21 protein-coding genes are annotated in these 22,399 nt (G+C 57.9%); 6 read left to right on the top strand and 15 right to left on the bottom strand.

Annotated elements, in window-relative coordinates; all coding sequences use genetic code 11:
• Positions 1-101: 101 nt before the first annotated feature.
• From trpS to NWP14_RS17320, 12 genes are all read right to left on the bottom strand, one after another.
• Complete coding sequence (gene trpS, locus NWP14_RS17375; RefSeq protein WP_095105272.1) at positions 102-1,106, bottom strand: tryptophan--tRNA ligase; 1,005 nt, start codon at positions 1,104-1,106, stop codon at positions 102-104.
• On the bottom strand, positions 1,099-1,860 hold the full coding sequence (gene gph / locus NWP14_RS17370; RefSeq protein ID WP_095105274.1) for a phosphoglycolate phosphatase: 762 nt from the start codon (positions 1,858-1,860) through the stop codon (positions 1,099-1,101). Before gph ends, trpS begins: the two co-directional genes overlap by 8 nt.
• On the bottom strand, positions 1,853-2,530 hold the full coding sequence (gene rpe / locus NWP14_RS17365) for a ribulose-phosphate 3-epimerase (protein WP_095105275.1): 678 nt from the start codon (positions 2,528-2,530) through the stop codon (positions 1,853-1,855). The genes gph and rpe overlap by 8 nt, the downstream gene beginning before the upstream one ends.
• 17 nt (positions 2,531-2,547) lie before the next feature.
• Positions 2,548-3,372, bottom strand: coding sequence for an adenine-specific DNA-methyltransferase (gene dam / locus NWP14_RS17360; RefSeq protein WP_095105276.1), 825 nt, complete (start codon positions 3,370-3,372; stop codon positions 2,548-2,550).
• A gap of 77 nt (positions 3,373-3,449) precedes the next feature.
• The gene (gene damX, locus NWP14_RS17355; protein WP_331835169.1) at positions 3,450-4,721 is read right to left on the bottom strand and encodes a cell division protein DamX; all 1,272 of its coding nucleotides are present in this window, start codon (positions 4,719-4,721) and stop codon (positions 3,450-3,452) included.
• 84 nt (positions 4,722-4,805) lie between these two features.
• Positions 4,806-5,900: a 3-dehydroquinate synthase gene (aroB, locus tag NWP14_RS17350; protein ID WP_331835168.1), complete on the bottom strand. Its 1,095-nt coding sequence runs from the start codon at positions 5,898-5,900 to the stop codon at positions 4,806-4,808.
• A 54-nt stretch (positions 5,901-5,954) separates the two neighbouring features.
• Positions 5,955-6,476 (bottom strand): shikimate kinase AroK, encoded by a 522-nt coding sequence (gene aroK, locus NWP14_RS17345; RefSeq protein ID WP_004868452.1) that lies wholly within the window; start codon positions 6,474-6,476, stop codon positions 5,955-5,957.
• 392 nt (positions 6,477-6,868) lie between these two features.
• On the bottom strand, positions 6,869-8,104 hold the full coding sequence (hofQ, locus tag NWP14_RS17340; RefSeq protein ID WP_375215732.1) for a DNA uptake porin HofQ: 1,236 nt from the start codon (positions 8,102-8,104) through the stop codon (positions 6,869-6,871).
• Positions 8,019-8,423: a HofP DNA utilization family protein gene (locus NWP14_RS17335; RefSeq protein ID WP_375215731.1), complete on the bottom strand. Its 405-nt coding sequence runs from the start codon at positions 8,421-8,423 to the stop codon at positions 8,019-8,021. The genes hofQ and NWP14_RS17335 overlap by 86 nt, the downstream gene beginning before the upstream one ends.
• Positions 8,413-8,862 (bottom strand): hypothetical protein, encoded by a 450-nt coding sequence (locus NWP14_RS17330; RefSeq protein ID WP_095105282.1) that lies wholly within the window; start codon positions 8,860-8,862, stop codon positions 8,413-8,415. The genes NWP14_RS17335 and NWP14_RS17330 overlap by 11 nt, the downstream gene beginning before the upstream one ends.
• Entirely contained in the window at positions 8,846-9,385 is a 540-nt protein-coding gene (locus NWP14_RS17325; protein WP_095105283.1) for a PilN domain-containing protein, read from the bottom strand. The genes NWP14_RS17330 and NWP14_RS17325 overlap by 17 nt, the downstream gene beginning before the upstream one ends.
• 2 nt (positions 9,386-9,387) lie before the next feature.
• Positions 9,388-10,173 carry a pilus assembly protein gene (locus NWP14_RS17320; RefSeq protein WP_375215730.1) on the bottom strand — a complete coding sequence of 262 codons (786 nt, stop codon included), beginning with the start codon at positions 10,171-10,173 and terminating at the stop codon, positions 9,388-9,390.
• A gap of 117 nt (positions 10,174-10,290) precedes the next feature.
• Here NWP14_RS17320 and mrcA point away from each other — a divergent pair, with 117 nt between their 5' ends.
• On the top strand, positions 10,291-12,849 hold the full coding sequence (gene mrcA / locus NWP14_RS17315; protein WP_189339929.1) for a peptidoglycan glycosyltransferase/peptidoglycan DD-transpeptidase MrcA: 2,559 nt from the start codon (positions 10,291-10,293) through the stop codon (positions 12,847-12,849).
• Positions 12,850-12,939: 90 nt separating this feature from the next.
• Here mrcA and nudE read toward each other — a convergent pair whose 3' ends face one another.
• Positions 12,940-13,500 carry an ADP compounds hydrolase NudE gene (nudE, locus tag NWP14_RS17310; protein WP_041147478.1) on the bottom strand — a complete coding sequence of 187 codons (561 nt, stop codon included), beginning with the start codon at positions 13,498-13,500 and terminating at the stop codon, positions 12,940-12,942.
• 476 nt (positions 13,501-13,976) lie between these two features.
• Between nudE and NWP14_RS17305 the strand changes: the two genes are divergently transcribed.
• The 5 genes from NWP14_RS17305 to pckA all read left to right on the top strand — a co-directional run bounded on the left by NWP14_RS17305 (position 13,977) and on the right by pckA (position 20,154).
• A complete protein-coding gene (locus NWP14_RS17305; protein ID WP_375215729.1) occupies positions 13,977-16,106 on the top strand; it encodes an intracellular growth attenuator family protein in 2,130 nt (709 codons plus the stop codon).
• Positions 16,107-16,165: 59 nt separating this feature from the next.
• A complete protein-coding gene (yrfG, locus tag NWP14_RS17300; RefSeq protein WP_095105289.1) occupies positions 16,166-16,849 on the top strand; it encodes a GMP/IMP nucleotidase in 684 nt (227 codons plus the stop codon).
• Positions 16,846-17,247, top strand: coding sequence for a ribosome-associated heat shock protein Hsp15 (gene hslR, locus NWP14_RS17295; protein WP_095105290.1), 402 nt, complete (start codon positions 16,846-16,848; stop codon positions 17,245-17,247). The genes yrfG and hslR overlap by 4 nt, the downstream gene beginning before the upstream one ends.
• 45 nt (positions 17,248-17,292) lie before the next feature.
• Positions 17,293-18,171, top strand: a complete 879-nt coding sequence (gene hslO, locus NWP14_RS17290) for an Hsp33 family molecular chaperone HslO (protein ID WP_095105292.1) — start codon at positions 17,293-17,295, stop codon at positions 18,169-18,171.
• Between the two features lie 360 nt (positions 18,172-18,531).
• Entirely contained in the window at positions 18,532-20,154 is a 1,623-nt protein-coding gene (pckA, locus tag NWP14_RS17285) for a phosphoenolpyruvate carboxykinase (ATP) (RefSeq protein ID WP_095105293.1), read from the top strand.
• 99 nt (positions 20,155-20,253) lie between these two features.
• Here the strand turns inward: pckA and envZ are convergent, their stop codons facing one another.
• Both envZ and ompR read right to left on the bottom strand, forming a co-directional pair.
• Positions 20,254-21,615 carry a two-component system sensor histidine kinase EnvZ gene (gene envZ / locus NWP14_RS17280; RefSeq protein WP_095105295.1) on the bottom strand — a complete coding sequence of 454 codons (1,362 nt, stop codon included), beginning with the start codon at positions 21,613-21,615 and terminating at the stop codon, positions 20,254-20,256.
• Positions 21,612-22,331 carry a two-component system response regulator OmpR gene (gene ompR, locus NWP14_RS17275; RefSeq protein WP_001157751.1) on the bottom strand — a complete coding sequence of 240 codons (720 nt, stop codon included), beginning with the start codon at positions 22,329-22,331 and terminating at the stop codon, positions 21,612-21,614. The genes envZ and ompR overlap by 4 nt, the downstream gene beginning before the upstream one ends.
• Positions 22,332-22,399: the final 68 nt, after the last annotated feature.

Below are 22,399 nucleotides of genomic sequence, written 5' to 3'. Positions count from 1 at the left end.
ATGATGAACGGGCGGGCGGCGGACAAGGACAAAAAAGCAAAAGGGCGGGATTAACCCGCCCTCTTTACCGACTTTATGCGTTCTGTCTTGACCGCCGATGCTTACGGCTTCGCAACAAAACCAATCGCTTCGTATACCGCTTTCAGCGTTTGTGAGGCGCGAGCGCTGGCTTTCTCCGCCCCGTCTCTCATCACCTGATTCAGGAAGGCTTCATCGTTACGGAAGCGGTTATAGCGCTCCTGAAGCTCAACCAGCATGCCGGACACCGCATCGGCAACTTCGCCTTTCAGATGACCATACATTTTCCCGTCGAAGTGCTGCTCCAGCTCCGCAATGCTCTGGCCGGTAACGCCGGAGAGAATATCCAGCAGGTTAGAAACGCCGGCTTTGTTCTGCTGGTCGTAGCGCACCACCGGCGGCTCGTCGGAGTCCGTTACCGCACGCTTGATCTTTTTCACGACCGATTTCGGGTCTTCCAGCAGGCCGATCACGTTGTTGCGGTTGTCGTCCGACTTGGACATCTTTTTCGTCGGCTCAAGCAGCGACATGACGCGCGCGCCGGATTTAGGAATAAACGGCTCAGGAACTTTGAACACCTCGCCGTAGATAGCGTTGAAGCGCTGCGCGATATCGCGGCTCAGCTCCAGGTGCTGCTTCTGGTCTTCTCCCACCGGTACCTGGTTGGTCTGGTAAAGCAGAATATCTGCCGCCATCAGCACCGGGTAATCAAACAGGCCGGCGTTAATGTTTTCCGAGTAGCGGGCGGATTTGTCTTTGAACTGGGTCATGCGGCTCAGCTCACCGAAATAGGTGTAGCAGTTCAGCGCCCAGCCCAGCTGCGCATGCTCCGGCACGTGCGACTGAACGAAGATGGTGCTTTTCGCCGGATCGATACCGCATGCCAGGTAAAGCGCCAGCGTATCCAGCGTGGCTTTACGCAGTTTCTCAGGGTCCTGACGCGCGGTGATGGCGTGCAGATCCACGATGCAGTAGATGCAGTGATAGTCATCCTGCATGCCCACCCACTGACGCAGCGCACCCATGTAGTTGCCAATGGTCAATTCACCTGAGGGCTGTGCGCCACTAAAAACGATGGGCTTAGTCATTTTTTAATTCCTGAGTTTCACTGGACGGTAACCCGAGAGCGGGTAAGAGTTCGTTAAATTGGTCAAAGATATAATCCGGCTCGCTGAGCGCAATCGGCTCACCGTAGTTGTAGCCGTAAGTCAGGCCGACTGAGCCAAAGCCGGCCGCTTTCGCCGCCAGAATATCGTTACGCGAATCGCCGACAAACAGCATCTCAGCGGCAGCCAGCCCCAGCTTTTCCGCTACCAGCAGCAGCGGTTCGGGATGCGGCTTCTTGTTCTGTACATCGTCGCCGCCGATAACCACGCTAAAATATTTCGCGATATCCAGGGCTGCCAGCATCGGCGCGACAAACGGCGTCGGTTTGTTGGTTACCAGCGCCAGCGGCAGCCCTTTGGCGTGCAGAGCGCCCAGCGTATCGGCAACCGCCGGGAACAGGAAGCTACCCTCTTCCGCGGCTTCAGCATAGTAGCGGTCAAACAGCTTGCGCAGCACTGCGAGCTGCTCGGCCTGCGGGATGTCATCGCGATCGACGGAAGGTTTCCCCCCGGCCGCACGCAGCGTCGCGCGCTCCTGGCGTGCCCAGGTAAGGGCGCGCTCCATCAGCACGTCCGCGCCGTTGCCAATCCAGGTGACAACGCGATCCTCTCCCGCCATCGGGAGTTCTAAAGCGTAAAGCGCGCTATCAACGGCGGCCGTCAGGCCCGGCGCGCTGTCCACCAGCGTACCGTCGAGGTCAAACGCGATGCCGCGAATAGCCTGTAATTTATCCATGACTAACCTTCGCTAATTCACTGCGCATTTGATCAATGACTTTTTTATAGTCCGGCTGGTCGAAAATCGCCGAGCCGGCCACGAACATATCCGCCCCTGCTGCCGCAATTTCCGCGATATTGCTGACTTTTACGCCGCCATCGACTTCCAGGCGAATATCGTAACCGGATGCATCGATGCGCTGGCGAACCTCACGAAGTTTGTCGAGGGTCTGCGGAATGAAAGACTGGCCGCCGAATCCCGGGTTGACGGACATCAGCAGGATCACATCCAGCTTATCCATCACGTAATCAAGGTAGCTCAGCGGGGTTGCCGGGTTGAACACCAGGCCTGCCTTGCAGCCGTGCTCTTTGATGAGCTGCAGGCTGCGGTCGACGTGTTCCGACGCCTCCGGATGGAAGGTGATGATGCTGGCGCCCGCTGCGGCAAAATCAGGAATGATGCGGTCGACCGGCTTGACCATCAGGTGCACGTCGATGGGAGCGGTGACGCCATAGCCGCGCAGCGCTTTCAGCACCATTGGGCCGATAGTCAGATTCGGCACGTAGTGGTTGTCCATCACGTCAAAGTGCACAACGTCTGCACCTGCAGCTAACGCTTTGGCGGTATCTTCACCCAGACGGGCAAAATCAGCCGACAGAATCGAAGGGGCAATCAAATACTGCTTCATCCGCATCTCCTTGAAAATTATTTAGTCTTCGGCGGACGGTAAAGAGCAAGAAGCTCGTCCACCTTCTTTCGGGTACCACCGTTGCTGCTGATACTGCGTCGAACTTTGACGACGTGCAGTTTAGCCAGACGATACCATTCGCGCGTCAGCGCGGTATCGTGGTTAGAAATCAGAACCGGAACCCGCTGCTCGAACAGGTTCTCCGCCAGCTGCGCCAGGTGGGCCTGCTGTTCAGAATTAAAGCTGCTCGTATGGTACGCCGTAAAATTAGCGGTAGAAGACAAAGGCGCGTACGGCGGGTCGCAGTAGACCACAGAAGCCCCGTCGGCTCGCGCCATGCTGTCGGCATACGACTCGCAGTAGAAGTACGCATTCTGCGCCTTCTGTGCAAAATGATACAGTTCAGCTTCGGGGAAATAGGGCTTCTTATAGCGGCCAAAAGGCACGTTGAACTCACCGCGCAGATTGTAACGACACAGACCGTTGTAGCCATGACGATTCAGATAAAGGAACAGCACCGCACGACGAAGCGGGTCCTGGCTTTGATTGAATTCAGCACGGAACTGGTAGTATCTCTCTGCCACGTTGTTCTCAGGCGTAAACATCTCCTGCGCCGCGGTAACATAATCATCTGCCTGCGATTTGACGATGTTGTACAGGCTGATCAGATCGCTGTTGATGTCCGCGAGGATATAACGAGAAAAGTCGGTATTAAGAAATACCGACCCGGCGCCCACAAAGGGCTCAATCAGACAGTCGCCCTGCGGCAAATGTTTTTTTATATCGTCAAGCAGGGGGTATTTCCCCCCCGCCCATTTCAGAAAAGCGCGATTCTTTTTCATGCTGCCTAACTAATTACACATTCTCCAGCTGTGGAGAAAGCTCCGACAGCACCCTGCGCTTAAGACTACGCCGCGGCTTATTTCAGGTCAGCCTGAACCTGATGCAGCGGTTTTGCCCACGGATTTTTCGCCTGCACATCCGCTGGCAGAGTCGCTACAGCGCGTTTAGCTTCATCTTTCGAAGCGTAAATGCCGCTGACCAGCACATACCAAGGCTGACCGTTACGGGTAGTTTCATAGACGACGTACTTATCCAGCTTCTCTTTCTTCGCCCAGCTACTCAGATTGTTGTAGTTGGAGGAAGAGCTGAGCTGCAGGGTGTAGTTGCCGGCCGGAGCCGCTTTCATCGAGCTCACGTCGCCGGACGTTTTGCCGCCAGAAGCGGCCGCTGTCGCCGCCGGAGCAGCAGTTGCGGTTGCCGCAGGCGCGGCGGCCGGCGTCGGCTTAGCCTGGGCAGTCGCGGCAGGCTTAGCTGGCTCTACGGCTGGCGTTCTCACCGGCGCCGCAGCGACGGTGCTTTCTACACGCTTCGGCTGTGCCGGCTTCGACTCAACCGGTGCTTTCGCGGTAGCCATCGGCTTCGGCTCAATAACGGTGTGCTTACGCTCAGCCGGACGCGGAGCGGCGGCTGTCTGAGTCTGGCGCTCGGTGGTTGCCTGACGCGGAGCCGCACCGTTGCGCATCGGGGCGACGGTTGCAGGTTCGGTCGGTAACGTAGAGTTTGCCACGGCGCTGTCAATCTGGCCCTGCTGCTGAGTCAGGGCGTTGTTCAGATCGCCCTGAACCTCGACGCGCTGCTGTCCCTGAGGCTCAGCGGTAGTCTGACCCTGGGTTGGATTAGACGCAATTGGCGGCAGAGAAACATCCTGCTGCTGGGCGTTACCCGCGGTCTGGTCCTGAGCGGCAGGCTGACCGCTGTTGTCCTGTGCGTCTGACAGATTGATACTCTTCTCACCTGTCGCCGCTTGTTCGTTAGAGGAAGACGGCGATTTCAGTGCGGAACCGATGCCGACAATCAGCAGCAGAAGCACGAGGATCCCCACCCCCATCATAATATACTGGCGAGAGGCAGGCTTCGCTGGCGCTTTCTTACGCTTACGCGGACGGCGCTCAACCTGCTGCTCTTCGACCTCGTCTTCTTCAGACTCCAGGTCTTCTTCATACTCTTCTTCATCGCGCTCACGACGTGCTTTACTCGCGCGCGTCGGACGGCTCTCGTCCGCCTCAAGATCGACATCATCAAAATTGATCTGCGGATCGCTATCGCGCTCGGAAGACTGACGGGAACGACCAGCACGACGATCGTTGCGATCGGCTCTCAAATCGTCTTCTGGTTTTAATTCATCCATTTAACACCCCACTAAAAGGCTTATGCTCACGACTATTGCACGTCACCTGAAATGATAACGCCGCGCGGACGCGGCTAGACCTTCTTATTGTTGCGCCTGCTCAGTATCAGCAATCGCGCCAAGAACTACATCGTGCGACACTCCGCCGCGAACCTCGCTTTTCCCTATAGCGAGCGGTAGCACCAGCCGCATTTCGCCTGCCAGCACCTTTTTATCACGCATCATGTGGGGCAGATACGCCTGCGCGGTCATCTCCTGCGGCCCACTGACCGGCAGACCCGCGCGCTGTAGCAGCGTAATAAGACGCTGCGTATCCTGTGCGCTGAACTGCCCTAACCGTTCGGACGTACGCGCAGCCATCACCATCCCGGCAGCGACAGCCTCGCCGTGCAGCCAGTTACCGTAGCCCATTTCGGCTTCGATAGCATGACCAAAAGTATGTCCAAGATTCAGTAAAGCACGTAACCCGGTTTCACGCTCGTCGGCGGCGACAACTTCGGCTTTCAGCTCACAGCAGCGGCGAATACAGTACGCCATTGCTTTTTCATCCAGCGCCAGCAGCGCATCGATGTTATTTTCCAGCCAGTCGAAGAATTCACCGTCAAGGATTACGCCGTATTTAATGACTTCAGCCAGGCCGGAAGACAGTTCGCGCGCCGGCAACGTCTTAAGACAGTTGAGATCGACAACGACAGAAACTGGCTGCCAGAAGGCACCAATCATATTTTTACCGAGAGGATGATTGACGGCAGTTTTACCACCGACCGAAGAATCCACCTGCGACAGCAGGGTGGTTGGAACCTGAATAAAACGCACACCGCGCTGATAGCTAGCCGCAGCAAAGCCGGTTAAATCACCGACCACGCCGCCGCCGAGTGCTACCAGTGTGGTGTCACGGCCGTGCGGTTTCTGCAGCAAAGCGGTGAAGACCGTATCCATCACCGTCAGGCTTTTATACTGCTCGCCGTCGGGCAAAATAACGCTGTCGACCTTAACACCCGCCTGCTCCAGTACGGAACGAACGTTATCCAGATAAAGCGGCGCCAGCGTTTCATTGGTGACCAGCATAACCTGGTCGCCTGATTGCAGTGGCTGAAAGGAAGCTGGATCGTTAAACAAACCAGCCGCGATGGTAATCGGGTAACTACGTTCCCCGAGAGTTACAGTAAGCCTCTCCATAACGCGACGTCCACCTCAGTTGCTTTTACTCTGACGCACTTTATTAAGCCAGAATCAATTGCTTTCCAGCATATGAATAATCTGGTTTGCCACCACTTTCGCACTCTGATCGTCAGTACGAATAGTGACGTCTGCAATCTCTTCATACAGCGGGTTGCGCTCGTCTGCCAGCGCTTCAAGCACTTCGCGAGGCGGCGCTTCAACCTGTAATAGAGGACGCTTTTTATCGCGCTGCGTACGGGCAAGCTGTTTTTCGATCGTTGTTTCCAGGTAGACCACCACGCCGCGGGCGGAGAGACGGTTACGCGTTTCACGGGATTTTACAGAGCCGCCGCCTGTTGCCAGCACAATTCCCTGTTTTTCCGTCAATTCATTGATGATTTTTTCTTCACGGTCACGGAAGCCGTCTTCGCCTTCTACATCGAAGACCCAGCCAACATCAGCGCCGGTGCGTTTCTCAATCTCTTGATCGGAATCGTAAAATTCCATGTTGAGCTGTTGGGCTAACTGGCGCCCAATAGTGCTTTTGCCGGCACCCATAGGCCCAACCAGAAAGATATTGCGTTTCTCTGCCATTTTTTCGGTACTACTAAGACTATTCGTTAATGGTAAACCCGCTTCGCGAACACCCAGCGCAGCAGGACATGAACTGAAACCTCATATGCAATAGAGCGAGAGTCAGACTAAAAATTATCTCAATACTCCGGCAGGTTTGGCAACTGAATATACGCTTCATTATTCAAACTACCTCGCCGTTGGCTGCACTTATTCGCCTCCAGGTGCATAGTTAGCTATGTTTCTGGGGGTGAACTCGCTTACCGCCTCAATACGTCTTGAACGATTATGAGAATAAATCACCGGACAAAAAGGGAGGATTGATGCCGAACCCGACTCTCAAATCGGTACCCCTTGTATGCTAAATCCGTCCTCACGTCAAACACCTGAAACGTGTTTAGCAAGAAAAACGCCTAATGCACTGCCAGAATACGTGGGGTAATGAAGACAACCAGTTCGCGGCGCTCATTATCTTTTCCGTCCCGGCGAAACAGCTGACCAAGCAGCGGAATATCGCCCAGTAGCGGAATACTGTCGCGGGCAGATTTGTTCTTTTGTGAAAAAATCCCTCCCAGCGCCAGGGTTTCACCGCTGTTAACCTCAACCTGGGTTTCAATTTCCTGTTTATCGATCGCCAGTACTTCGCCATTTTCCTGCTTCAGCACCTGACCCGGCATATTTTCACTGATTCGCAGCTTCAGACGCACGCGGTTCTGTTGCAGTACCGTTGGCGTCACCTCCATTCCCAGCACGGCCTCTTTGAACTCGACCGCCGTTGCGCCGCTCTCTCCCCGGGAAACCTGATAGGGTATCTCGCTCCCCTGCTTGATACTGGCGGGCTGCATATGGGAAGCCAACAGGCGCGGGCTGGCGATGATGTCTACCTGCTGCTTTTGTTCCAGCGCCGACAGCTCCAGCGCCAGCAGCCTCCCGTTAATGCGCCCGATATTAAAGCCCGTGCGCGTACTGGCATCGCTTGCCGCCAGCTGGCTGCCCAGCGCAGTAAATTTGCCGGAACCCGGCATGCTGCTGGCTTCAGCCAGGCTCCATTTCACGCCCAGCTCGCGCAGGCTGGTTTCACTCATTGAGACAATATGCGCCGCCAGCTCTACCTGGCCGACGGGCAGGTCCATCTCCAGAGCCCAGTCCTTCAGCGCGGCCAGATGTTCAGCGTCATCACGAATCAGCAGCCGGTTGGTGCGCTTATCGACGGTCAGGCTACCGCGCGGGCTGAGCAGCCTGTCGCCGTCCTTCGCAAGCTCGCCCGCATCAGCATAGCGCAGCACGATGCTATGCCGCTGCAAGGGGAGATTCTGTGCTCGTTTTGCGCGATCCGACTCAAGCTGCGCCTGCTGCGCTTTTTTCCACGCCAAAGTATGCACATACAGTATCGTTCCCTGCTGGCTGAACGTCAGCCCGGCGCTGTCGACGACTGAGCGCAGGGCCTGCTGCCAGGGAACGTTGTTCAGGCGCAGCGAGAGCGTCCCGCTAACGTCGGAAGCGACCACCAGATTCTGCTGACGCAGCGCCGCCAGCGTTTGTAGCACCTGCACCACCGGGGCATCATCGACCACCAGAGAGATCGGCGGCTCTTTTTTTGCCGCCGCGACCGCCAGCGGCAGCAGAAATAACAGGCTTATCCATCGCATCTTTTTTCTCCTCGCGCAGCCAGCGCCAGTGCCGGGGGTCGCATCCCGGCCCCGTCGTTATTTCGATTTTTTCCGCCGTCAGCAGGCTAATCTTCCAGCCGGCCGCGAGGGTTTCGTTTACCCTCACCCGACGCCACTTTCCCGCGCTGTCCTGCAGGATACCGATCCACTGCTCCGGGGAACCTATCGCCCCGCCGTAGCGCCACTGCGTCAGTTGCGCCACCTGACAGCGATCTTCCGCCGGCTGGAAGGGATCTCGCTCCTCGCCGGGCAGAGGAAGAGGTAGCAGCAGCACCAGACTCCACCATTTACTCCGCATCTTCGGCCTCCAGCTGCAGGCTCAGCCGCAGCACCTTTTTCTGCGGATGTAGCGAAAACGCGACAACCCGCATCCCGCAGTCTGCCAACCAGGAAAAGAGAGCCGGTACCGACGGCCAGCGCAGCTCAAGCACCATCTCCCCGCCTCTTCCTCCGGGCTTCCAGGCAATCAGCGCCGCCTCATCGACCGGCAGATGAAGCGGGGAAAAAGCCCGTCTCGCCAGCCCGACCGCCTCCTCCTGGGCCAGCGCTCCCCGCAGCGGCAGCAGCTTCCGCCACTGCTGGCGCAAACGATCCGAGCGGCCGTTTTCCTGCGCCGGTGGCGGAGCTATCAGCCAGAAACCGGCGGCGATCGTGAGCGGCAGCGCGATTGCCAGCGCCAGCCAACCGCCGCGAAGAGGGAAAAGTGATGCCTTCCAGCGCTCAATGAGTGCCCGCATAAACGCTTTCTCCTGCAAGGGAAAAACTAAACAGCCAGCGCCCACCGCCATCGCGCCGGGTTTCACCGGTTTTTGCCGGCCGAAATCCATCGATCTTCGTCAGCGCGGTTTCCAGCGCCGATAATGCGTTCAGGTGAAGGGTCAGGCCGCTGAGCGTCAGGGTGTTTTGCTGATATTCCAGCCGGGTTAGCCAGGCCGGCTCCGGCACCAGCGACGCAATCTTGCGCAGCCGCGGCTGCCAGGATCGGGTCAGCTCCCGCTGCCGTTGGCGCAGGTGCTGCTTTTCATGCTGCCGGAGCTGCTCGCGCATCAGGCTTTCACGCTGCTGGAGCGCGGCATACAGCTGATTTTCGGCTGCTAATCTCACTGAGCCGAGCCTGTCGTCCGCTTCCCGCGACGCCCGGGAAAGCGATAGCGCCATCAGCAGGCCCAGCAGCAGCCCGCCGGCAGAGAGCAGCCAAAGGCGCAGCCGCTGCCGCCGACGCGTTTCCCGCCAGGGAAGAAAGTTGATTGCCTGCACCACGATCAGCGCACTCCCAGCGCAAGCCCTAGCGCCACGACGAAGCTGTCGCCGCTGGAAGGAAGCGGAGGCTGCAGGCGATGGATCACGCTCCACGGGTCAAAGCGATATTCATCGGCAGGCCGGCCCGCGCAAAGCCCGAGCTGCCGGACGTTTAATCGCGCAGAAAGCTGAGCGAATGAGGCAACCTCTGCGCACGGGCAGCTGCCCCAGCTATCCTGCAAAGCCCATATCCAGTGCATTTCATCCTGCCACGCCAGTCCTGACCATTCCGGGGGCAGCCAGGGGAAAAAGGCGCTGAGGGCGCTGGCATCCGGGACAATGGCGCTAACCCTGAGCTTTAGCCGGGCGGCAAGCTGGCGTAGGGCGTCGATATCCAGCCGCTGAGCGGCAGTCACCCGCCACTCGTTGGCGACCGAGGATGCGCTATAATCGACGCATAATGAGGAGGCGGGCATTTCCAGCTGCTGGGCCATAGCGCTGGCTGCCCACATCGCCAGCTCGCTTTCACGCAGAGAAAGCTGCGGATGAGGGAGTCTCTTTTGCAGCGTTCGGCTGGCGGGAAAGGCGATGCTCACCTGATGCTGTAGCGGCAGCTCCCGTCGCCAGCCGCGCAGCCGCTCGGCCAGCGCAATGCCGTCAGCCACCTGCCCGTTTCGGACGATGCCGGGAGCCAGCGCAATATGCCACCAGCGACACAGCGCCCAGCGGGAGCGTTCAAGCCGCAGCGCCACGATAGCTATCTTATCCTGCTGGATATGCATCCCTATTCGCCAGTTCCTGAAAGCCATGCCGATATCTCCTTATCCGCCGTTACGGTTGAGCTCTATCAATGCACCAGGCTTGCCTTTATACTACTGCGCGTTTGTTTATAAACTGCCCAAATAAAACTAAATGGGAAATCTCCGGTGAAGTTCGTAAAGTATCTATTCATCCTTGCAGTCTGTTGCGTTCTGCTGGGTGCAGGCTCGATTTTTGGCCTTTATAAATATATTGAGCCACAGCTCCCCGACGTCGCGACCCTGAAGGATGTGCGCCTGCAGATCCCGATGCAGGTCTACAGCGCGGATGGCGAGCTTATTGCGCAATATGGCGAGAAGCGCCGTATTCCCGTAACCCTGCAACAAATGCCGCCTGAGCTGCTCAAAGCGTTTATTGCCACCGAAGACAGCCGCTTTTACGAGCATCATGGCGTCGATCCGGTCGGTATTTTTCGTGCAGCCAGCGTCGCCATGTTCTCAGGCCATGCGTCGCAGGGCGCCAGCACCATCACCCAGCAGCTAGCGCGTAACTTCTTCCTTAGTCCGGAGAAGACGCTGATGCGTAAGATCAAAGAGGCATTCCTCGCGATCCGCATCGAGCAGCTGCTGAACAAAGATGAAATCCTTGAGCTGTACCTGAATAAAATCTACCTCGGCTATCGCGCCTATGGCGTCGGCGCCGCGGCGCAGGTCTACTTTGGTAAATCCGTCGACCAGCTCAGCCTGAGCGAAATGGCCGTCATTGCCGGCTTGCCGAAGGCGCCGTCGACCTTTAACCCGCTGTACTCAATGGACCGCGCGACCGCACGCCGCAACGTGGTGCTGGCGCGTATGCTGAGCGAAGGCTATATCACGCAGCCTCAGTACGACCAGGCGCGTGGCGAAGCGATCGATGCCCGATACCATGCGCCGGAAATCGCCTTCTCCTCACCGTACCTCAGCGAAATGGTGCGTCAGGAGATGGTTAACCGCTACGGCGAAAAGGCCTATGAAGACGGCTATCGCGTCTACACCACGATTACCCGTAAAAACCAGCAGGCGGCTCAGCAGGCGGTGCGTAATAACGTGCTGGACTACGACATGCGCCACGGCTATCGCGGACCGGCAGGCGTGCTGTGGAAAGTGGGTGAAACCCCGTGGGACAACAAGAAAATCATCGCGACCTTAAAAAATCAGCCCGGCGCCGGGCCGCTCTCTCCGGCGGTCGTGACGTCAGCGAATCCGCAGGAAGCCGTTGCGCTGCTCGCTGACGGTACGTCGGTGATGCTGAATATGGACGGCGTTCGCTGGGCTCGTCGCTTTATCTCTGATACCCAGCAGGGCGCCACGCCGCGTAAAGTGACCGACGCAGTGCAGACGGGGCAGCAGATCTGGGTCCGTCAGGTGGGCAGCAGCTGGTGGCTATCGCAGGTACCGGATGTAAACTCGGCGCTGGTCTCCATTAACCCGCAAAATGGCGCCATTATCGCGCTGGTCGGCGGCTTCGACTTTAACCAGAGCAAATTTAACCGCGCCACCCAGGCCTTGCGTCAGGTGGGGTCGAACATTAAACCGTTCCTCTACACCGCAGCGATGGATAAAGGCTTAACCCTGGCGAGCATGCTCAACGATGTGCCGATTTCCCGCTGGGATGCCGGCGCAGGTTCTGACTGGCAGCCGAAAAACTCACCGCCGCAGTACGCGGGGCCAATTCGTCTGCGTCAGGGGCTGGGACAGTCGAAAAACGTGGTGATGGTTCGCGCGATGCGCGCGATGGGCGTTGATTACGCGGCGGAATACCTGCAGCGGTTCGGCTTCCCGGCGCAGAACATCGTGCATACCGAATCCCTGGCGCTGGGTTCAGCGTCCTTTACGCCGCTACAGGTTGCCCGCGGCTACTCGGTGATGGCCAACGGCGGCTTCCTGATCACACCGTTCTTTATCAGTAAGATAGAAAACGATCAGGGCGGCGTAATCTTCGAAGAGCGGCCGAAAATTGCCTGCCCGCAGTGCAACTCCCCGGTGATTTACGGCGATACGCCGAAGTCCAACGTTCTGGAGAATAAAGACGTCGAAGAGGTGGCGACCTCTGAAGATCCGCAAAACCCGGCAGTTCCGCCGCAGCCGCAGCTTGAACAGGCTAACCAGGCGCTGGTTGCCCAGAGCGGAACGCCGGAGTACGCGCCGCACGTGATTAACACGCCGCTGGCCTTCCTGATTAAAAGCGCGCTGAACAGCAACATCTTCGGCGAGCCGGGCTGGATGGGAACCGGCTGGCGCGCCGGCCGCGATCTACAGCGCCACGATATTGGCGGCAAAACGGGCACCACCAATAGCTCGAAAGATGCGTGGTTCTCAGGCTACGGCCCGGGCGTGGTGACGTCAGTATGGATTGGCTTTGACGATCACCGACGCGATCTGGGCCGCACCACCGCTTCCGGCGCCATTAAAGAGCAGATCTCCGGCTATGAGGGGGGGGCGAAAAGCGCCCAACCGGCGTGGGATGACTTTATGAAGAGAGTGCTTGAAGGCGTACCGGAAGAGCCGCTGACGCCGCCTTCCGGCATAGTCACGGTCAATATCGATCGCAGCACCGGCCAGCTGGCCAGCGGCGGCAATAGCCGCGCGGAGTACTTTATTGACGGCACGCAGCCCACGCAGCAGGCGGTCCATGAAGTCGGTACGACCCTTACCGACGGCGGTGGAGAGACCCACGAGCTGTTCTGACAAAAACAAAAAAAGCGCCTGCGGGCGCTTTTTCTTTTTCATCCATCCGTACGCTCAATGCGTCGCATCGCCGCAAGGAGCGTCTTCGAACTACAGGCGGCCCTGCGCCTGCAGCCATTCACGCAGCAGGAACAGCGCGCTGACGTTGCGTGCTTCGTTAAAATCTTCTTCGTCCAGCAGCGTCATCAGCTCGGATAGCGGCCAGCGCACCTGCGGTAAGGGTTCCGGCTCATCGCCCGGCAGCGATTCAGGGTAGAGATCTTCGGCAACCAGGATATTCATTTTGCTGGAAAAGTAGGACGGTGCCATGCTCAGCTTTTTCAGAAACGTCAGCTTCTGCGCGCCGAAGCCGACCTCTTCTTTCAGCTCGCGGTTCGCCGCTTCCAGCACGCTCTCGCCCGGATCGATCAGCCCTTTAGAGAAACCTAACTCATAGGACTCCGTTCCTACCGCGTATTCGCGAATCAGAATAATATGGTCGTCGACAATCGGCACAATCATCACGGCTTCACGCGTAGAAGGCCGCATGCGTTCATAAACGCGCCGCACGCCGTTGCTGAATTCCAGATCCACGCTTTCAACGTTAAAAAGACGCGAACGCGCTACCGTTTCAACATTGAGAATGGTGGGTTTTTGTAATGATTTGCTCATTGTTATCGGTCTATGCTGTGATTACAGAGGTCATTGTGCGATATGGAGCACGCTTTCGGCAATTCAATTCGCCACTAATTTACATAGTTGCAACGTATTCGGTCGCAATGAGAGAATCATAAAGATAAAAAAGTCAATAGGTTGAAATGTATTTGAGAATTTACCGATTCCTGCATTTTAACGTTTTTGATAAGCTTGTATGCTGCTGTAACGCGCAATAAATTTTCCCTTACTTACACAATATCTGCCGGTAGCAAACTGCAGGCTCACGCGACGAGCCTCCCCCGTCGGGCGTTAGTGTCGCCGGCAGTCTGAGCGGATAGCGCGCAGAAACCGAAGCGTACCGAGCGTAGCCGAGGATTTCTCGCTCTTTCCTGGCCCATAATCGCAGGTAAAATAATCCTGAAGGATGGCTTTTGAGTGTTAATGGCAGCCAACGATACCGGTAAGAAAAGAATAACTATGATGGGATGGGCATGGGCACCTTTCTGATTTTTTTCACGGCGCTGCTGCTCTGCGCACTGCTGATCGGGTGGCGGTATCGCGCGCATGTCAGACGTCGTCGCCTCCCTTTGCTGCATGCCTTTAGCGATGCCGCTACGCGCAAGCTTTCCGCCGATGAGCGCCGGGCGGTAGAAAAGTACCTGGAAGGACTCAGCCAGGCTCAGAAGATGCCGGCCACGGGCGCGAGCGTTGCGCCCGTCTCTCTGACGCTGAACGCGCAGAGCGATACCGTTATTACGGTGACCCGGGCCATCACCCGCTACGGCATCACCACTGACGATCCGAACAAATGGCGCTACTTCCTTGATTCGGTGGAGGTCCACCTGCCGCCGTTTTGGGAGCAGCACATCAACGACGAAAATAGCGTTGACCTGATCCCAACCGACAGCCTGCCGCTGGTCATTGCGCTCAACGGCCACGCGCTCAGCGACTATCCGCAGGAGGCCCGCGGCTACGCTCTTGAAAGGGCGTCGGCAACTCAGGCATCTATCCGCGGTGAAGAGAGTGAGCAGATCGAGCTGCTGAATATTCGCCAGGAGACCGCTGAAGAGCATGCGCTTAGCCGCCCCGACGGTCTGCGCGAGGCGGTGCTGATAGTCGCCGCGTTCCTGCTGTTTTACTTCAGCCTGATCAGCCCCTACGTTTTCACTCCCTGGCTGCTCGGCGGCGGGCTCCTGCTGCTGCTCGCTGGCCTGTGGGGGATGTACGCTCCGCCGCGTAAAAACTCCCTGCGGGAGATCCACTGCCTGCGCGGAATGCCAAAACGCTGGGGTCTGTTTGGCGAAAACGATCAGGAGCACATCAATAATATCTCCTTGGGTATTATCGACCTGATCTACCCGCGCCACTGGCAGCCGTGGATTGCCCAGGATCTCGGTCAGCAAACGGATGTGGATATCTATCTCAATCGCCACGTCGCGCGCCAGGGGCGCTTCCTGTCGCTACACGATGAGGTCAGGCACTTCCCGCTCCAGTACTGGCTACGCAGCGCCATTATCGCTGCCGGCGCCCTGCTGGTGGTGGTGATGCTGTGGGCCAGCGTGCCGCTGAACATGCCGTTTAAATTCACGCTTTCGTGGCTCAAAGGCGCACAGACGATCGAAGCGACGACCGTCGCGCAGTTAGAAAAGTCGCAGGTCCGCATCGGCGATACCCTGCGGCTGCAGGGCATCGGGATGTGTAATATCCACACTCCGGATACCTGGACGGCAAAAGAGAACTCGCCGTTTATGCCGTTTGACTGCTCGCAAATCGTCTGGAACGATGCGCCTCCCCTGCCGCTGCCGGAGTCTGACATCGTTGGCAAAGCCACCGCGCTGATGCAGTCCGTCCAGCGCCAGCTGCACCCGGACCCGGACGACGATTCACGCGTTAGCCCGGCGCTGCGCTCGGCCATTCAGAAATCCGGAATGGTGCTGCTGGATGATTTTGGCGATATCGTTATCAAAACCAATAGCCTATGCTCGGCAAAAGATGACTGCACGCGCCTGAAGAATGCGCTGGTCAACCTTGGCAATACGCGCAGCTGGGATGCCCTGACCAAACGCGCCAGCGCCGGCAAGCTGGACGGCATCAACGTGCTTTTACGCCCGGTCAGCGCGGAGTCGCTGGAGAACCTGGTGACGACCTCCACGGCGCCGTTCGTGATCCGCGAAACCTCGCGCGCGGCGCAGGCGCTGAACAGCCCGGCTCCCGGCGGTTTCTTAATCGCCAGCGATGAAGGCAGCGATCTGGTCAGCCAGCCGTGGCCCACCGTCAGCCTGTATGATTACCCTGCCCACGATCAGTGGGGCGAGCTGCAGCGGCTGGCCGGAATGCTGATGCATACGCCTTTCCACGCCGAGGGCATTGTCACCAATCTCTATACCGATGCCAACGGCACGCAGCACATCAATCTGCACAGCATTCCCGATCGTTCAGGGCTGTGGCGCTATCTCGGCACGACGCTCCTGCTGCTGGTGATGCTCGGCTGCATGTCCTGGCATGGCGTCCTGGCGATTCGCCGCTACCAGCGCCATCGCCAGCGGATGGAAGAAATTCAGAAGTATTATGAAAGCTGCCTGAACCCGGTGCTTATCCCCTCGCCGGAACATCACGAGTAATCCTTTGCGCGACGGGGTGTGTTAACCTGTCGCGCATTTCCCCTCGCTGGAGACTCACCATGCACTTTGATATCGCCTGGCAGGAGGTTGATACCGTTCTGCTGGATATGGATGGCACCCTGCTCGACCTCGCCTTCGACAACTATTTCTGGCAAAAGCTGGTCCCGGAAACCTGGGGAGCCGCCCGCGGTCTTAACCTGCAGGAGGCCAGAGAGGCGATGCATCAGGAGTATCACGCGGTGCAGCATACGCTAAACTGGTACTGTCTGGACTACTGGAGCGAGCGCCTGAATTTGGATATTCGTGCGATGACCAGCGAGCAGGGGCCGAAAGCCGCCCTGCGCGAAGATACCGTGCCGTTCCTTGCTGCCCTCAAAGCCAGCGGCAAGCGGCGCATCCTGCTGACCAACGCCCATCCGCACAATCTGGCGGTCAAGCTCAAGCACACCGGTCTTGATGCACACCTTGATTTATTGCTTTCCACCCACACATTTGGTTATCCGAAAGAAGATCAGCGTCTGTGGCGCGCGGTGGCTGAGGAAACCGGCTTCGATGCGCGCAAAACGCTGTTTGTTGATGACAACGAGGCGATCCTCGATGCGGCAGCGCAGTACGGCATTCGCTATTGCCTCGGGGTGACCAATCCTGATTCCGGGCTGGCGGAAAAGAGCTACGTCCGTCATCCTGGCCTGAATGATTACCGGCGCCTGATCCCCTCGCTGACGCCAAAGGAGAGGCCATGAAAGAGAAGCCCGTCGTGGCCATCCGGCTGGACAAATGGCTTTGGGCAGCCCGCATTTATAAAACCCGTGCGCTGGCGCGCGAGATGATTGAAGGCGGCAAGGTGCACTATAACGGACAGCGCAGCAAGCCTGGGAAAATCGTCGAGCTGGACGCCACCCTGACGCTACGCCAGGGCAACGACGAACGCACCGTCATAGTAAAAGGCATTACTGAACAGCGCCGGCCCGCCAGCGAAGCCGTCGCGTTGTACGAAGAGACGGCAGAGAGCATCGAGAAACGCGAAAAAATGGCGCTGGCGCGCAAGATGAACGCGCTAACCATGCCGCATCCCGACAGACGTCCGGACAAGAAAGAGCGCCGCGACCTGATGAGATTTAAACACGGCGATAGTGAATAACGGCCTGAACGCCAGGCACCGCTGTTGCCAGCAAGAGAGACTATTATGACTCAACACGATCAATTACATCGTTACCTGTTTGAAAACTATGCCGTGCGCGGCGAGCTGGTTACCGTTTCAGAAACTCTGGAACAAATTCTGGCTAACCATAGCTACCCGCAGCCGGTCAAAACCGTGCTGGCGGAGCTGCTGGTGGCCACCAGCCTGCTGACCGCAACGCTGAAGTTTGCCGGCGATATTACCGTGCAGCTCCAGGGTGACGGCCCCCTCTCTCTGGCGGTGATTAACGGCACTAACCAGCAGCAGCTGCGCGGCGTCGCGCGCATCCAGGGCGAGATCCCGGAAGATGCCGATCTGAAAACGCTGGTGGGTAACGGGTATCTGGTCATTACCATCTCTCCGGATGAGGGCGAGCGCTATCAGGGCGTCGTCGGTCTGGAAGGCGAAACCCTGGCCGCGTGCCTGGAAGATTACTTCCAGCGCTCGGAGCAGCTGCCGACCCGCCTGATCATTCGTACCGGCGAACATGACGGAAAACCGATGGCCGGCGGCATGCTGCTGCAGGTGATGCCGGCGCAGGACGCCCAGGCCGCTGATTTCGAGCACCTGGCTACCCTGACGGAGACCATTAAGGCCGAGGAGCTGTTCACCCTGCCGGCCAACGATGTCCTGTGGCGCCTGTACCATGAAGAAGAGGTCACGGTTTACGATCCGCAGAACGTGGAGTTCAAATGTACCTGCTCCCGCGAACGCTGTGCGGGCGCGCTGAAGACGCTGCCGGATGAAGAGATTGATAGCATTCTGGCCGACGAGGGCGAAATTGATATGCACTGCGATTACTGCGGCAATCACTATCTCTTCAACGCTATGGATATTGCTGAAATCCGCAATAACGCTTCTCCGGCCGATCCCCAGCTTCACTAATCGCCCCACCCCGCCAGGAGCTTCGCCGGGGGTTTGCTCCCCCGCCGTTCCTGGCGTCAAGTTTTTTTCGCGCGAGATGAATCGATTCTGACTGAAAGGGTTACGTAATTTTCTTTCAGGAAAGCGATTACATTCACAGTTCAGCAGTTTTTTTAATTACTTTTTAACCATTAAGAAACATCTATCCCCACCAATAGCCAATTTCCTGAGATAATCCACCCGTTTCGTGACAGGAGTCACCGTGTTTTCCGTCAGCAAGGCGTTTGTCGAGATACGTAAATCTATGAGCCTGGTCGCGGTCTATACCCCTCAATAACCCCTACAATTTAAAGCAGTATATATTGGCTAAGGAGCAGTGACATGCGCGTTAATAATGGTTTAACCCCGCAGGATCTCAAGGCTTATGGTATCAACGACGTCCAGGATATCGTCCACAATCCCGACTACGACACATTGTATCAGGAGGAGCTCGACCCCAATCTGGAAGGGTATGAGCGTGGCGTATTAACCAATCTTGGTGCTATCGCTGTCGATACCGGTATTTTCACCGGCCGTTCGCCGAAAGATAAATATATCGTTCGCGACGATACGACCCGTGACACCGTCTGGTGGTCCGATAAGGGTAAGGGCAAGAACGACAACAAGCCGCTCTCACAGGAGACCTGGCAGCACCTGAAGGGGCTGGTTACCCATCAACTCTCCGGCAAGCGTCTGTTCATCGTTGACGCCTTCTGCGGCGCTAATGCCGACACCCGCCTGAGCGTACGCTTTATTACCGAAGTGGCCTGGCAGGCGCACTTCGTCAAAAACATGTTTATCCGCCCTACGGATGAAGAGCTGGCGGTATTTGAGCCGGATTTTATCGTCATGAACGGCGCGAAATGCACCAACCCGCAGTGGCAGGAGCAGGGGCTGAACTCAGAGAACTTCATCGCCTTTAACCTGACCGAGCGTATCCAGCTGATTGGCGGGACCTGGTACGGCGGCGAAATGAAAAAAGGGATGTTCTCGATCATGAACTACCTGCTGCCGCTGCAGGGCATCGCGTCAATGCACTGCTCGGCCAACGTCGGTGAAAAAGGCGATGTCGCCGTCTTCTTCGGCCTCTCCGGCACCGGTAAAACCACCCTTTCCACCGATCCGAAGCGCCGCCTGATTGGCGATGACGAACACGGCTGGGATGACGACGGCGTGTTTAACTTCGAAGGCGGCTGCTACGCGAAGACCATTAAGCTTTCCGAAGCCGCTGAGCCTGATATCTACCACGCCATTCGCCGCGACGCGCTGCTGGAAAACGTCGTCGTTCGCCCGGACGGTACCGTCGATTTTGATGACGGTTCAAAGACCGAGAATACCCGCGTCTCCTACCCGATCAATCACATCGAGAATATTGTTAAGCCGGTATCTAAAGCGGGTCATGCCACCAAGGTTATCTTCCTGACGGCCGATGCGTTTGGCGTACTGCCGCCGGTATCGCGCCTGACCGCCGATCAGACGCAGTACCACTTCCTCTCCGGCTTTACCGCCAAGCTCGCGGGAACCGAGCGCGGCGTGACTGAGCCGACGCCGACCTTCTCCGCCTGCTTCGGCGCCGCCTTCCTGTCGCTGCACCCGACGCAGTACGCGGAGGTGCTGGTGAAGCGCATGCAGGCATCCGGGGCGCAGGCATACCTGGTGAACACCGGCTGGAACGGCACCGGCAAGCGTATCTCGATTAAAGATACCCGCGCGATCATCGACGCGATCCTTAACGGTTCGCTGGATGATGCGGAAACCTTCACGCTGCCGATGTTCGACCTGCAGATCCCGACCGAGCTGCCGGGCGTGGATACCCATATCCTCGATCCGCGCAACACCTACGGTTCTCCGGAACAGTGGCAGGAAAAGGCAGAGCAGCTGGCGAAGCTGTTTGTGGAAAACTTCGAGAAGTATACCGATACGCCGGCAGGCGCGGCGCTGGTTGCCGCAGGGCCGAAACGCTAAGCGTGAACCCGCGTTAAGCAAAAGCCGGGCGCTGCCCGGCTTTTTTATGCCCCGTTGCTCATTTCCCCGGCTGACGATGACGATCGGCGCAGAGCGCGATCAGCTCTCTTTGCCCGGTCTCGCCGGCGCCAGGGCGCGATGGACGGGGATCGGCAGCCATGCGCGAATCAACAGCCCGCCCCGCTCGCTGGAACCTATCTCCAGCCGACCGTTATGGTTATCGATAATGCGCTGCACGATGGCCAGCCCCAGACCGGTACCGCTGGTGCTGCGGGCGCTATCGCCGCGAACAAACGGCTGGAACAGGTGCTCGCGCTGCTCCGGCTTGATGCCAGGACCATCGTCCTCAACCTGGAACCACGCGCTGCTTGCTTCACTTCCGCTGCTGACCTTAATCCAACCGTTGCCGTAGCGCGCGGCGTTCACCACCATATTGGCCAGCGCGCGCTTGATGGACAGAGGATGGATGCGTAGCGGGATCTCCCCCGCCTGCAGGTCGGTGGCAATCTCGCGCTCATAGCCGCTTTCCGCCGCGATAACCTCACCCAGCACCGAGTTAAGGTCCGCCAGCTCCATCGGCATCTCCTGCCCGGTACGCAGATAGTCAATAAACTGCTCAATGATGGCGTTGCACTCTTCGATATCTTTATTAATCGACTCGGCAAGGTAACCGTCTTCTGCCGCCATCATCTCAGTCGCCAGACGAATACGCGTCAGCGGCGTGCGCAGATCGTGGCTAACGCCGGCCATCAGCAGCGTGCGATCGTCAGCCAGCTGCTTAACGCCCGCGGCCATATGGTTGAAGGCGCGGGTCACCGAGCGGACCTCTGACGCCCCGTACTCCCGCAGCGGCGGCGGAATAATGCCCCGCCCAACCTGCAGCGCCGCATGCTCAAGGTCAACCAGCGGTCGGTTCTGAATACGGATAAAGAGCCAGGCTCCGCCAATCGCCAGCAGCATAATCGCCAGGGTATAGCGGAACAGCGGCGAGAAATCGCCCTGATGGATTTCCGTCAGCGGGACACGCACCCAGATATTGGGGGAGAGCCAGGTTTTCAGCCACACCACCGGCGAGCTTTTGTTGACCTCGACCCGCACTTCGGTTGGCCCGCCGAGCTGGTGCGCCATCTGCTGACTTAAAAATTCGTAATGCTGCGCCCAGCGCAAACCCGCATCTTCCGCCGCTTCGTTGGAATAGAGCGAAATGCCCAGCTCCCGATAAATCTCGCGACGAAAAGCCGGAGGCACCACCAGCTGGGTGCCATCCTCTAGCTGCAGCTTATCGGTCATCAGCATACGGACTTCGTAGGCCAGAACCTTATTAAACTGCTGCAGACTCGGCAGGATCGCGAAATTCAGCACCACCAGATAGGTCGTCACCAAGCTGACGAACAGCAGGGTGACAATCAGCAACAGGGTGCGAGCAAACGAACTTCGCGGCGAAAAGCGCACGCGTTTCATGCCTTAGAGCCGTCCGGTACGAAGACGTAGCCAAGGCCCCACACGGTCTGGATATAGCGCGGATGTGCCGGGTCCTCTTCCACCATGCGGCGCAGGCGGGAGATTTGCACATCGATGGAGCGCTCCATTGCCGAGTATTCGCGGCCGCGGGCAAGGTTCATCAGCTTATCGCGGGAGAGCGGCTCGCGCGGGTGGCTCACCAGCGCCTTCAGCACCGCAAACTCACCGCTGGTCAGCGGCATAGGCTCATCTTCACGGAACATCTCGCGGGTGCCGAGGTTAAGCTTGAATTTACCAAAAGCGATAACTGCCTCTTCCTGCGATGGCGCGCCCGGCAGCTCATTCGCCTGACGGCGCAGCACGGCGCGGATACGCGCCAGCAGCTCGCGCGGGTTGAAGGGTTTGGGAATGTAGTCGTCAGCGCCGATCTCCAGGCCAACGATACGGTCAACTTCTTCCCCTTTCGCCGTCACCATAATGATCGGCATCGGGTTGCTCTGGCTACGCAGGCGACGGCAGATGGACAGGCCATCTTCGCCAGGCAGCATCAAATCCAGCACCATCAGGTGGAAGGACTCGCGGGTCAGCAGGCGATCCATCTGTTCGGCGTTGGCTACGCTTCGAACCTGGAAGCCCTGCTCGGTCAGATAACGCTCGAGCAGCGCGCGCAGGCGCATGTCGTCATCGACAACCAGAATCTTATAATTCTCTTGCATTGTTTATACTCCCAAAGGTTCACTGCAATTGTCAGTGCGTATTCTCAAAAAAGCCCGTGCCGCTCACC

It is taken from the genome of Klebsiella sp. C349492, from assembly GCF_042055345.1.
GTDB classification, from domain to species: domain Bacteria; phylum Pseudomonadota; class Gammaproteobacteria; order Enterobacterales; family Enterobacteriaceae; genus Klebsiella; species Klebsiella scottii.
Note: the sequence above shows the minus strand (reverse complement) of the source record. Positions and strands in the feature narration are given on the sequence as shown.